This window comes from Sanguibacter antarcticus, from assembly GCF_002564005.1.
In the GTDB taxonomy this organism is placed as follows: Bacteria; Actinomycetota; Actinomycetes; order Actinomycetales; family Cellulomonadaceae; genus Sanguibacter; species Sanguibacter antarcticus.
In genome coordinates, this window is the sequence record NZ_PDJG01000001.1 from 3,344,493 (window position 1) to 3,356,565 (window position 12,073).

General features: G+C 72.0%; 9 protein-coding genes. 1 reads left to right on the top strand and 8 read right to left on the bottom strand.

Going from position 1 to position 12,073, the window contains the following annotated elements; all coding sequences use genetic code 11:
- Nucleotides 1–21 precede the first annotated feature (21 nt).
- Complete coding sequence (locus ATL42_RS15335; protein ID WP_098456106.1) at nucleotides 22–2,919, bottom strand: putative bifunctional diguanylate cyclase/phosphodiesterase; 2,898 nt, start codon at nucleotides 2,917–2,919, stop codon at nucleotides 22–24.
- A 95-nt stretch (nucleotides 2,920–3,014) separates the two neighbouring features.
- Here ATL42_RS15335 and ATL42_RS15340 point away from each other — a divergent pair, with 95 nt between their 5' ends.
- Nucleotides 3,015–3,848, top strand: coding sequence for a DUF4184 family protein (locus ATL42_RS15340; RefSeq protein ID WP_169925451.1), 834 nt, complete (start codon nucleotides 3,015–3,017; stop codon nucleotides 3,846–3,848).
- An 11-nt stretch (nucleotides 3,849–3,859) separates the two neighbouring features.
- Here the strand turns inward: ATL42_RS15340 and ATL42_RS15345 are convergent, their stop codons facing one another.
- The 7 genes from ATL42_RS15345 to ATL42_RS15375 form a co-directional block, all read right to left on the bottom strand.
- Entirely contained in the window at nucleotides 3,860–6,466 is a 2,607-nt protein-coding gene (locus ATL42_RS15345) for a DEAD/DEAH box helicase (protein ID WP_098456108.1), read from the bottom strand.
- A gap of 63 nt (nucleotides 6,467–6,529) precedes the next feature.
- Nucleotides 6,530–6,760, bottom strand: coding sequence for a helix-turn-helix domain-containing protein (locus ATL42_RS15350; protein ID WP_098456109.1), 231 nt, complete (start codon nucleotides 6,758–6,760; stop codon nucleotides 6,530–6,532).
- Entirely contained in the window at nucleotides 6,760–7,236 is a 477-nt protein-coding gene (locus ATL42_RS15355) for a DUF2975 domain-containing protein (protein WP_098456110.1), read from the bottom strand. The genes ATL42_RS15350 and ATL42_RS15355 overlap by 1 nt, the downstream gene beginning before the upstream one ends.
- Nucleotides 7,237–7,267: 31 nt before the next feature.
- Nucleotides 7,268–9,217, bottom strand: coding sequence for a heavy metal translocating P-type ATPase (locus ATL42_RS15360; RefSeq protein WP_098456111.1), 1,950 nt, complete (start codon nucleotides 9,215–9,217; stop codon nucleotides 7,268–7,270).
- A gap of 30 nt (nucleotides 9,218–9,247) precedes the next feature.
- Nucleotides 9,248–9,502 carry a heavy-metal-associated domain-containing protein gene (locus ATL42_RS15365; RefSeq protein WP_098456622.1) on the bottom strand — a complete coding sequence of 85 codons (255 nt, stop codon included), beginning with the start codon at nucleotides 9,500–9,502 and terminating at the stop codon, nucleotides 9,248–9,250.
- Nucleotides 9,503–9,591: 89 nt separating this feature from the next.
- The gene (locus ATL42_RS15370; RefSeq protein ID WP_245862635.1) at nucleotides 9,592–10,404 is read right to left on the bottom strand and encodes a Crp/Fnr family transcriptional regulator; all 813 of its coding nucleotides are present in this window, start codon (nucleotides 10,402–10,404) and stop codon (nucleotides 9,592–9,594) included.
- Nucleotides 10,405–10,764: 360 nt separating this feature from the next.
- A complete protein-coding gene (locus ATL42_RS15375; protein ID WP_098456113.1) occupies nucleotides 10,765–11,988 on the bottom strand; it encodes an ROK family transcriptional regulator in 1,224 nt (407 codons plus the stop codon).
- Nucleotides 11,989–12,073 lie beyond the last annotated feature (85 nt).

Below are 12,073 nucleotides of genomic sequence, written 5' to 3' on the forward strand. Positions count from 1 at the left end.
CGTGCAGGTGAACCTCGTCGGCTAGGTCTCGACCGCGGGGCTGTCTGGGCCCGGCAGCCCGATCGGCGCGACGTTGCCGACGAAGGTGGGCATCGGCCGGCCGAGCAGGTAGCCCTGCGCCATGCGGCACCCTGCGTCGCGCAGCATCGAGAGCTGGTGCGGCTCCTCGACGCCTTCGGCGACGACCTCGATGTTCAGCTCGTGAGCGAGGGCGAGCACGCCCCGCACGAGCGCGATCGACCCGCCTTCCTCGAGCGCCATGACGAACGACCGGTCGATCTTGATCTGGTCGACGGGGAGGGTCTGCAACCACGCGAGCGTCGAGAACCCGGTGCCGAAGTCGTCGAGCGAGATCCGCACGCCCATCTGCCGCAGCTCGGCGAGGCGTTCGATCACCCCGCTCACGTCGGTCAGGGAGCGGCTCTCGACCAGCTCGAGGTGCAGCCGCTCGGGGGCGAGGCCGTTGCGGGTGAGCGCAGCGCGCACCGCGGGGACGAGGCGAGGGTCCACGAGCGTGTCGGCTGCCAGGTTGACGGCGACGCGCAGCGGCCCGCGGGGGCACGGTGGGCTGGCTTCCTCCCAGCCCGCGAGGGCGAGGCACGCGGCGTTCAGGGCCCAGAGGTCGAGCTCGGTGATGAGCCCGCAGTCTTCGGCGAGAGGCAGGAACGAGCCAGGGGCGAGCAGCCCGAGGCGCGGGTGCTCCCACCGCAGGAGCGCTTCGGCGCCGAGCACGGTGCAGTGGTCGGTGGCGGACACGTCGACGACCGGCTGGAAGTGCAGGCGCAGCTGGTGTCCCTCGATGGCGCGACGCAGCTCACCCTCGAGGGAGGGGACGGGCAGGAGCGGTTCGGTCTCGCCCGCGACCGCGACCTGGTCCCGTCCACGCTGCTTCGCGACGTACATGGCGTTGTCGGCTGCGCCGAGCATGCGGTCCGCGCGACCTTCGGGGCCGGAGTGCAGGGAGATGCCGATGCTCGACGTGATCCGCAGCTCGCGACCGTCGATCCGCAGCGGCTGGTCGAGACGTGCCACGAGCCGGTGCGCGACGGCGAGGGCCGTGCGGACGTCGTCGGTCGCGCGCAGGATGATGCCGAACTCGTCGCCGCCGAGACGCGCGAGCGTGTCCGACGCACTGATCTCGGAGCGCAGGATGTGCGTCACCTGGCGCAGCACCTCGTCGCCGGCACCGTGGCCCCAACGGTCGTTCACGTGCTTGAAACGGTCGAGGTCGCAGAAGAGGACAGCGGTGCCGAGGTCGTTGGTCCCGCTGCTCAGCTCTCTGTCCAGGAGCCGGTTGAACAGCGTGCGGTTGGGCAGGCCGGTCAGCGCGTCGTGGAGCGCCTGGTGCTCCACGGTCGCGAGCAGCCGGGCGTTCTGGAGGGCGGTGGCGACCTGGTCGGCGACGCCGGCGACCCGGTCGAGGGCCTCGTCGCGCTGCCGCGGGGACAGCGGGCGGGGCCACCCGACCGTCACCACACCCATGAGCTCCTCGCCGGCGACGAGCGGGACGATCGTGACAGAGGTCGCACCGATCGTGCCGATGAGCGTGGCCAGGCTGAGGCTCGCACGGGCAGACTCGATGTGCATGGGCTGGCGGCGGGTGAGGAGCTCGACGAGCTCGGGCGTGCCGTCGGCACGGATCTCCCGTGCGAGGAGCATCGCCCGCTCGGTCGGTGTGTGACCGCTCGCGGCGGCGGCCCGCATGTAGCCTTCGGCCGAGCTCCACAGCATGAGGGACGCCGACCGCGCACCGGTGATCCGTGGCAGCGCGGTGGCCGCGACCTCCGCGACCGCGTCGGCGTCGTGCGCTGCCGTGAGGTCTCGGGCGAGCGTGAGGAGCGCGGTGGCGCGAGTGGTCTCGCGTCGGCTCGTCTCGACAGCACCGACGAGGTCGAGGGCGGCGGCCGCGTGGCGCGCGTAGGACTGCAGGAGGGCGCGCTCGTCGTCGCTCATCGGGACGTTCTCTGGTCGTGCGGCCGCAAGGCGTCCGCGCCGTCCGTGGGCGGAGGCCACCTCGACGACGGCGCAGCTCGTGCTCAGCTGGTCGCCGCGGGACACGGCTGTGACCAGCGCGTCCATCGTGGCACCGGCGGCGCCTCGGGTCCGGACGATCGGCGCCTCGTCGGTGTCGACCACGAGGACGAACGCGGTGGCGGAGACGACCGACGACGCCTGGTCGACGATCCGGTCGAGCACGGTGTCGACGTCGTCGCTCGCCACGAGGCTGGACGCAGACTGCTGGAGGTCGCGGAGCTGGCCGCGCAGCGCGGCCAGCTCGAGGGCTGCGGGGAGCGAGGAGGCAGGCCGGCGCAGGCGCCAGCGTCGGCGCCGCTTCTCCCACACGATCGTGTAGGTGCATGCCGCAAAACCGTCGCACTGGCACTCGTCGTGGACGATCGTCGCGGGAGGGAGACCGAACACGACGGGGATCGCGGAGACGTACCCGCGCGTCAGGGCGCAGTCGAGCCGGTGCGGCTCGTGGTTGCCCGTGGTCCGGACCCGGATCGTGGCCGACGTCCGGGTCGTCGACACGACCTCGACCGCCGTGACGGTCGAGATGTCATGGATGACGTCAGGCATGAGCTGGTAGACGGGGCGCGGCGAGGTGAAGGCCCTCATCATGAGGAGCCGTGCGTGCTCGACTCCGTAGACGATCGCGGACTCACCGGCACGCAGAGCAGCCTGAGGGTCGTCGAGCACCGTGACCATCGCCTCGAGCAGCGCCGTCCGAGTCTCGTAGGTGAACCAGCTCTGCGCGTTCTCGAGCTCCGCGGCGGTGTGGTCGACCCCGGACTCCTCGATGATGTGAGCGACGCCCTCGTCGCCAGCCCGGGCGCGGGCATAGCGGAGCAGCAGAGCCGTCGTCGAACCTGACGTCTCGTGCTCGTCGTGGGGGGTCTCGTCGCGTTGTCTCATCATCGGCCTCGCTCTCCCATCGGTTCGTTCGACGCTCGCATGAGGGCTTGACGTGCGCGGATCGTCGCGAAAGCGCACCCGGCTGGCAGGATGGCGCGGTGCCGTACACACCCGTCCACGCGCTCGTGACCCTGCCGTTCGTCCGCGCGGCCGCGCGCGGTCGAGTGCGCGAGCCGGTCCGCCGGTGGGCGGTCCCTGCGCTCGTGGCCGGCTCGATGGTCCCCGACGTGCCGAACTTCGTCGACGTCGTGTGGCCAGGGGCCTACAGGCTCGGTCTCGTCACGCACGGGCTCCCCGCCGCGTTCAGTCTCGACGTGGTGCTCGCGGTCGGGTTCGCCGCGTTGTGGGTCACGGTCCTCGGACCGGCGTTCCTCGGGGCGCTGCCGCGCCGGAGCCCGGCCCCTCCTGCGGCCACCGTCCAGGTCCGTGACGCCCCGCGAGCCGATCCGTGGCGCGAGTGGGTCTCCGGGGTGGTGATCGTCCTGGGGTCTGCGCTGCTCGGCATCCTCTCCCACCTCGCGTGGGACGACGTCACGCACCGGCCCGGCCGCACCGTCCAGGCATGGGACGTCATGCGTGAGCCGTTCGCCGGCGGCCGGGCGCTCTACGTCTACCTCCAGCACGGCAGCTCGCTGCTGGGGATGCTCCTGCTCGTCGCCCTCGTGGTCTGGTGGTGGCGGCGCGCCGTCCCGGTCGCGGACCCGCAGGGGCTGCGCTCCGCGGTCGTCGCGACGCTCGCCGGAACAGCTGTCGGCCTGGTCGGCGCGGCGGTCCGTCTCCTCTCCGAACCGGGTGGCGTCTACTTCTACGCGCTCGCTCGACGTTCGGCGACGTACCCGGTCCTCGGCGCAGCCCTCGGCCTCGTGGCATGGGCGGTCGTGGTCCGGTCGCGGCGCAGGAGCCAGGACGCCGTACCGGTCGACGCCGGGTGACGGGGCGCGGTTCAGCGGCCCATGGGCGACGCGTCCGAGCCTGGCGAGCCTGTGATCGGTGCGTGCGCGAGCACGGCATCGAGCAGGCGCACCGCGGCAGCCTTGTCGAGCGGGTTGTTGCCGTTGCCGCACTTCGGTGACTGCACGCAGCCTGGGCACCCGTCGGAGCACGCGCACCCGACGATGGCGTCGCGCGTGGCGCTGAGCCACGTCTCGGCGAGCCGGTAGCCGCGCTCCGCGAACCCTGCCCCGCCGGGGAACGCGTCGTAGACGAAGACGGTCGCGCGCTCGGTGTCCACGTGGATCGCGGTCGAGACGCCGCCGAGGTCCCAGCGGTCGCACGTCGCGAGCAGGGGGAGGAGCCCGATCGACGCGTGCTCGGCGGCGTGCAGGGCTCCGGGCGCGTCGTCGGCGTCCACGCCGGCAGACTCGAGGAGCTCGGCAGAGACCGACCACCAGGCTGCGGCGGTCTGCAGGGTGCGGACAGGAAGGTCGAGCGGGTCGGTGCTGAGGACCTCCTGGCCGGGGACACGTCGTCGTTGGAAGGTCACTACCTGCGTGGACACCTCGACGGAGCCGAACCCCCACTCGACCGGTGGGCGGCCGTCGGTCGCGGGCGCGTCCACGGTCGGCCCGGCAGGCTCGGCGCGATCGCCCCAGCCGACGTGCTCCACCTCCTCGACGACGGCGATCGACGTCACCCACCGTGACCACGTCGTGTAGCTGACGGTCTCGCGGGCGACGAGCGCGACCGAGTCCCTGAGGTTGTACTCCTCGACGACGAAGCTCTGGCCCTGGTGGACGTAGACGGCCCCCTCGTGGACGGAGCCGTCCGCGGCTGCGGCGTCGACCGTCCCGAGCAGGCGGCCGGTCGACGACTCGACGACAGCGACGGGCGTGCCGCCCTCGCCACGGATGTTCGTGAACCCCGCGGCTCCCTGGTGGTGCGTCCAGTACCAGCCGGACGTCCTGTGGCGCAGGGTCCCGCGTGCGGTGAGCTGGTCGAGCAGCGTGCGGGCGCCAGCGCCGCCGAAGAGCGGGAGGTCGGCCTCGCGCACGGGCAGCTCGGCCGCCGCCGCGCACAGGTGCCCGGCGAGGACGTACGGGTTGGTCGGGTCGAAGACTGTGGCTTCGATGGGCGTGCGGAAGATCGCGTCGGGATTGTGCACGAGGTACGTGTCGAGCGGGTCCTCGCGCGCGATGAACGCGACGAGCCCGTCCGATCCCGCGCGCCCGGCGCGCCCCGCCTGCTGCCACAAGGACACGCGGGTCCCGGGCCAGCCGATGATGAGCACCGCGTCGAGGCCGGAGATGTCGACGCCGAGCTCGAGCGCGTTCGTCGTGGCGAGCGCCCGGATCTCCCCGCTGCGGACAGCGGCTTCGAGCGCCCGACGTTCTTCGGGCAGGTAGCCGCCGCGGTACGCCGCGACCCGGCCGGGCAGCGACGGGTCGACGGGCCGCAGGTGGTCCTGCGTCGTCGTCGCCACCGACTCTGCGCCTCGCCGGGAGCGCGTGAAGGCCAGGGTCCGTGCGCCGTGCGCCGTGAGGTCCGCGAGGAGGTCTGCAGCCTCGGCAGTCGCTGAACGGCGGGGTCGCGGGTCGCCCGAGGCATCGACCGGGTCGGCGTCGTCGACGAGCCCCAGGCCGTCGTCGCCGTGCTCGTCGATACCGAACGCGCTCGCGGCCTCGTCGCCTGCGAGCCGCCGACGGGTGGTCATCTCGCCCCGCACCGGCGGGATCTCGGGCGGCTCCCACAGTGCGAAGGTCTTGCGGCCGGCCGGGCTCGCGTCCGCGGTGACGGCCCGTACCTGCGACGGGTCGACGCCGATGAGCCGTGCGGCGCTCGTGGCCGGGTCGGCGGTCGTCGCGGAGGCGACGACGAAGGTGGGTCCGCTGCGGCTGCCGGCGGCGGTGCGAGAGTCCGGGGCGTAGTGCTCGGCGAGGCGCTGGAGCCTGCGCAGGACGAGGGAGACGTGCGCGCCGAAGATGCCGCGGAACGCGTGCCCCTCGTCGATCACGACGTACCGCAGCGATCGCAGGAACCGGGCCCACCGGGCATGGTTCGGCAGGAGCGAGAAGTGCAGGTAGTCCGGGTTGGTGAGGATCACGTCGGCGTGGTCCTGGATCCAGCGGCGCGCGTCGAAGGGGGTGTCGCCGTCGCAGGTGTCGACCTGGACGTCACGGATCCCTGACGCCCGCAGCAGGCCTGTGACCGAGCTCAGCTGGTCGGCGGCGAGGGCTTTCGTCGGGCTGAGGTAGAGGACGCTGCCGCGGTTGCGGGCCGACTCGATGCGTCCAGGGTCGAACGCCTCGTCGGCGCGGTCGCCGCGCACGGCGGAGAGGGCGGGCAACCAGAACGCAAGCGACTTTCCGGAGCCGGTCGAGGTGGCGAGGATCGTGTGCGTCCGGCCCCACGCGGAGTCGGCGGCCTCGACCTGGTGCAGCCACGGGAGCTCGACGCCCATGCTCCGGTACCCGGCGACGAGCGACGGGTCGGCCCACGCGGGCCAGTCGCCCTGCGTCCCGGGACGCGCCGGCAGGTTCTCGACGTGCGTGAGCCGGTCCTCGCGACGGCCCCCGGCCAGCAGGACCGTCAGGAGTTCGTCGACGCGGGCCACACCGGCGATTCTCCCACCCGGGGGAGCAGACGCGCAGGCCGGGGGCGGTGCGGGCTCGTCCGGTCAGTGTCCGTGCGGCTCCGAGCGGTCGGCGGGCGTCCAGCGCAGGATGTCTCCGGGCTGGCACTCGAGGACGCGGCAGATCGCGTCGAGGGTCGAGAACCTCACGGCACGTGCACGACCGTTCTTGAGGACCGCGATGTTGGCAGGCGTGATGCCCACCGCCTCGGCAAAGTCGCCGACCGACATCTTGCGGCGGGCGAGCATGACGTCGAGCTCGACGGTGACGGGCATCAGATGACCGTGTCGAGCTCGCCGCGGTGGGCGATCGCTGCCACGAGCAGGCTACGCATCACGACCATGAGGAGCGTGAGCGCCAGCCCGAGGACGACGCACCCGATCAGGGCCAGCGCGACACCTGGACCGCCGGTCTGGACGATCCCGACGAGGTGGACAGTCACTCCTGCCGCCGTCGCGGTCGCGATGCCGATGCAGATCGTGATGACGTCGACCCAGCGCAGGGCGCGGACGGTGAAGATCGCGTCTGCCCGGACGAGCGACAGCAGGCGCCAGATCATCAGCAGGGCGACCTCGGCACACGTGATCGCGAGGACGGCAGCGACGGAGTAGGGGACGACGAGGTGCTCCACCTCGGCGTACTGGTCTCCGAGCGCCGTCGCGGTGATCGGGACGAGGACCTGGGCCAGGACCGCGCCGAGGAGCACGACCACCAGGACTGTGCGGAGCGACACGACCGTTAGGGTTCTCATCTATCGATGATCGATTGTTTTCTATCGAAGGTCAAGAGGCAGAGAGCGCCGTGGACTGTCGCGGGGACTCCTCCACCCGGGCTGGCACCCGCAACGACGAGCGACGTGACCGAGGAGCCGGCGGGGTCCGCAGCAGGCGCATCGCGTTGGCGATGACGACGAGCACCGACGCCTCGTGGACGAGCATCCCGATCGCCATCGTCACCCCGCCGGTCAAGACGCCCACCAGGAGGAGCGTGACCGTGAGCATCGCGACGACGATGTTCTGGCGCATGACGCCGACGGTCCGCCGCGCGAGCCAGATCGCCTCGGGGATGCGCAGCAGGTTGTCCGCCATGAGAGCGATGTCAGCAGTCTCGACGGCGACGGCCGATCCTGCGGCGCCCATCGCGACCCCGACGTCGGCGGTGGCCAGAGCGGGGGCGTCGTTGACACCGTCGCCCACCATCGCGACCACGAATCCGTCGCGCTGCAGCTCTCGGACAGCCTCGAGCTTGGCCTCCGGCAGGAGGCCCGCCCGGACCTCGTCCACGCCGGTCGCCTGAGCGATCGAGCTCGCGACGAGGAGCGCGTCGCCGGTGAGCATGACGACCTTCTTGACGCCCGCGGCGTGCAGGTCAGCGACCATCTGCGCGGCGTCGGGGCGGACCTGGTCGGCGACGGCGATCACTCCGACCACCTTCTCGTCCACGGCCACGATCATCGGAGTCTTGCCCGCTGCGGCGAGCTCCTCAGCGGTCTGGCCTGCTCGGCCAGGGTTCTCGACGCCGCGGTCTCGCACGAGCGTGAGGTTCCCGACGAGGACGCGGTGCCCGTCGACGGTCGCGACGATGCCCTGGCCGGGTACAGGCTCGGTCGACTCGGGAAGGTCAGACACGTCGAGCCCCTCCCGGACGGCTGCGTCGAGGACCGGCCGGGCGAGGGGATGCTCGGAGCCGGCTTCTGCGCGCGCGGCCCAGGTGAGGACCTGCCCACGATCGAGAGCAGGATCGAGGACGACCACGTCTGTGAGGAGCGGGCGTCCCTCGGTCAGCGTGCCGGTCTTGTCGACGGCGACGGCGTCGATCCTGGCGGAGAGCTCCAAGAACTCGCCGCCCTTGATGAGGATGCCGTCCTGTGCGGCACGGCCGATACCGGCGACGATCGCGACAGGGATCGAGACCACGAGCGCACCCGGGCAGCCCACGACGAGCAGCGTCAGCCCCAGGACCACGTCGTGGCTGAGCACGGCGGCGACCAGTGCGACGAGCATGATCGCGGGGGTGTACCAGGTGGAGAAACGGTCGATGAACGTCTGGGTCCGCGCCCTCGCGTCCTGTGCCTCTTCGACGCGGTGGACGATCCGGGCGAGCGTGGTGTCCGCCCCGATCCCTGTGGCCCTGACCTGCAAGAACCCGCCACGTGAGAGGGTGCCGGCGAAGACCTGGTCGCCCGTCGTCTTCTCCGTCGGCATCGACTCGCCGGTGATGCTGGCCTCGTCCAGCGCGCCGCTCCCACCGACGACGACCCCGTCGACCGGGACCTTGGCGCCGTTCTTCACGAGCACGGTCTCGTCGGTGGCCACGGCGCCGGCCGGGACCTCGATCTGGCGGCCGTCGCGCACGACGACGGCGACGTCGGGCGCGACAGCGACGAGCTCCGCCAGCGCCGAGCGGGTCCTGTTCATCGTGCGGGCCTCGAGAGCGTGCCCCAGGGCGAACAGGAACGTGACGGCTGCGGCCTCCCAGTACTCACCGATGATCACCGCGCCGATCGCGGCCACCGACACCAGAAGATCGATGCTGATGTCCTTTGCGACCAGCGCGCGTCCGGCTCGCACAGCCACCGGGAGCCCTGCCACCGCGGCCGCGGCCACCATGGTGACGTCGTCGACAGCGCTCGCGCCATGCACCTGCGTGGCGAGCAACGACAGGCTGATGAGCGTGCCTGAAGCTGTCGGTATCGACCACGGGCCGTGCATCCACCGCTGCAGCGTGTTCATCGTCTCGGTCCTCTGCGTCTGGTCGCGAGATCAGAAGGCGACGGGACGGGCGTCGTACCCGGCCTTGGAGATGACGGCGACGAGGTCGTCGACGCTGGTCCTGTCCGGATCGTGGTCGACCTCGATCTTGGCAGAGGCGAAGTGGACCGTGACGGCGCTGACGCCGTCCAGCCGACCGACCTGCTTCTCGATCTTTGCGACGCACGACGGGCACGAGAAGCCCTCAGCACGCAGGAGCGTGTGCGTGGTGGTCGGTGCAGCGCTGGTGGGTGTGGAGCTGGTCATGGTGCGCATCCTTCGTCGTCGTGTCACCACCTCGTCTGAGGCGATGGCTCGACGCTACGAGGCTGCCTGCCGACCGACCATGACCTGGATCAGTCAACCGCAGGACGGGGCAGAGCGGCCGAGACTGCCCCGCCTGCGTCGGCGGCTGCAGCGACCTCCGTGAGGCGCTCGCGGTCGAGGATCGCGGTCCATCGTCGGCCGGAGGCGATGACTCCGTCTTTGCGGAGCCTGCTCATCACACGGGAGACAGACTCGGGCGTCGAACCGGTCATCCCGGCCAGGTCCTTGCGGGACAGCGGGACCTGGATGAGGGTGCTCCCGTCGGCACGCTCCTGTCCGAGCCTGTCTGCCAGCCGGAGCAGGGTGGTCGCGACACGCTGGGCGATCGTCGCGGTGGACTGCTGAGTGACGTCCGAGCGCGCCTGGACGAGGAGCGCGTTCGTGTCGTCGAGCAGTCGCAGGGCGATGCTCGGGTGCGCGGTGAGGACGTCGCGGAACGCGGAGCTCTCGATCCGCAGCGCACACGTGGTCGTGAGTGCTTGGACCGTCTCGGTCCGGGTCGGCTGGCCGAGCGTGCGCAGCCCGCCGAAGAGGTCGCCCGGAACGAGGAGAGCCACGACGACGTCGTGGCCGGCCGGTGTCGGCTGGAAGGCTTTCGCACGGCCTGCTGCCAGGAGGTACAGGTGTTCCGCAGGCTCGCCCGCCGTGTACAGGACGTCGTCGTGCGCCCACGAGAGGGAGACCATGCGCTCGTCGATCCCCGCGAGCTCGTCTGTCGACAGCCCGGTGAACAGCGGGACCTGGGCCAGCACCCGCATCCGCACCTCGCGCGAGCAGCGGTGAGGGTGTGCGCACGTGGAGCGCAGGGGGACGAGTCGTCTGCCTTCGGGTGCGGTGCTCACGGACGCTCTCCGGACCGGTGGGGGACTGGGTCGCCTGCTGGGGCCCTGGGCACGAGTCTCCCACCTGAGGTCGGGCGTCCACCCGCGGAGCAGGCCGTCGAGCCCGCTGTGCCCGCTGCCCGCTGCCCGCTGTGCCTGCTGTGCCCGCACGTCGGCGGCGCGGTCGTCGTCAGCGCGACAGCCCGGCGACGAGCGTCGCGACGAGCCGCCGCGCGTCATAGCTGACGCCACCGTCGCCCTCGCTGCCGATGCAGAGGTTTCCGACACCGCGGCTGCCGAGATCGGGCGATCGTCTCGAGCTCGGGCGTAGAAGTGCCCGAGGTCGAGACGATCGCCCGAGGTCGCCGAGCGTGGCCGGGTCTAGCGCCCGAGCACGAAGGACTGGATCGCGACGACCGCCGCCCCGCGCGCCCACCGGGCGAGCTCGGGGCTCTGCAGGGCGATCTCGGGGTCGCGGGTGCGCGGGTCGCGGTCACCGTGCAGGCCGTCCTGCACCGCGGCTGCGGCGACCTGCGCGAGGCGCACGCCCTCGCCGCCGAGGACGATGCGCTCGGGCATCGTGAGGTTCGTGACGGCTGCGAGCATCCGACCGAGCGCGCGCCCCGCACGCTGCACCACGGCCTCTGCGACGGGATCGCCCGCGGCGGCGAGGTCGAGGAGCTGGTCGTAGCTGACCTCTCGACCGAGCGCAGACGAGCCCTGCGCGACGAGGGCGCTGATCGTGAGCATCGCCGTCGCGCAGCCCGTGTGGCCGCAGGCGCCGAGCGGCCCCTGCGGGTCGAGCGGGAAGTGGGACAGCAGGCTGAGCCCGGCCTCGGGGCTGGTCACGGCCTCGCCGTGCACGACGAGGCCGTAGCCGATCCCGGCGCCGATCGTGAAGAGCGCGAAGCGGTCGCACCCGTGCCCCTCACCGAACCAGTGGGTGGCCTCGGTGACGGCGACGATGTCGTTCTCGACGACGGTGCGCAGACCGGTCCGCTCGGCGAGCAGCTCGCCCAAGGGCACGTCGAGCCAGCCGAGGTGCGGGGCGTCGGTAACGACGGACCGGCCGGCGACGTGGCCGCCGACGCTCACGCCGAGTCCCGTGACTCCCGCGCCGGGGCTCAGCGCGGCGAGCCGTGCGACCAGCCGGTCAGCGAGCGTGGCGACGACCTCGAGCACGTCCTGCGGCCCGTGGCCCGGCAGGGGCGCGTCGTCGGCGGCGAGGATCTCCGCGCGCAGGTCGGTGAGCGCCGCGTAGGCGTGGTCGCCGGTGAGCTTGACCCCGATGAAGTGGTGCGACCCGGGGACCACCGCGAGCGGCTGGGCCGGGCGCCCGAGGCGAGGCGTGGCGCCTGCGCCTGTCGTCGCGGCGGAGGCGTCTGGAGGGCCTGCTTCGACGTCGTCGGCCTCGACGAGCAGACCCGAGTCGAGCAGCGGGCGCGTCAGGCGCGTGAGGCTGCCGGGGGAGAGCGCCATGCGTCGGCTGAGGTCGCGCCGGCTGAGCGGTCCGTCGAGGAGGACCTCGAGGGCGATCCGCCGCGCGGCGCCGGTGAGCGGCTCCCAGGCGCGGTAGCCGGATGAGCGTGTCGTGTCGAGGACCATGGTGGAGGCAGTTTATTCGCTCAGGGAACTAAAAGCCATGCCTGTGCTGCGCTCTGTTCTCCGGTGCTGAAACTCGGCAGTGCAC

What these genes read in the sequence shown, in the direction of transcription:
- ATL42_RS15335 (WP_098456106.1), bottom strand. Translation starts at nt 2,919, where the DNA reads ATGATGAGACAACGCGACGAGACCCCCCACGACGAGCACGAGACGTCA.
- ATL42_RS15350 (WP_098456109.1), bottom strand. Translation starts at nt 6,760, where the DNA reads ATGCCCGTCACCGTCGAGCTCGACGTCATGCTCGCCCGCCGCAAGATG.
- ATL42_RS15355 (WP_098456110.1), bottom strand. Translation starts at nt 7,236, where the DNA reads ATGAGAACCCTAACGGTCGTGTCGCTCCGCACAGTCCTGGTGGTCGTG.
- ATL42_RS15360 (WP_098456111.1), bottom strand. Translation starts at nt 9,217, where the DNA reads ATGAACACGCTGCAGCGGTGGATGCACGGCCCGTGGTCGATACCGACA.
- ATL42_RS15365 (WP_098456622.1), bottom strand. Translation starts at nt 9,502, where the DNA reads ATGACCAGCTCCACACCCACCAGCGCTGCACCGACCACCACGCACACG.
- ATL42_RS15375 (WP_098456113.1), bottom strand. Translation starts at nt 11,988, where the DNA reads ATGGTCCTCGACACGACACGCTCATCCGGCTACCGCGCCTGGGAGCCG.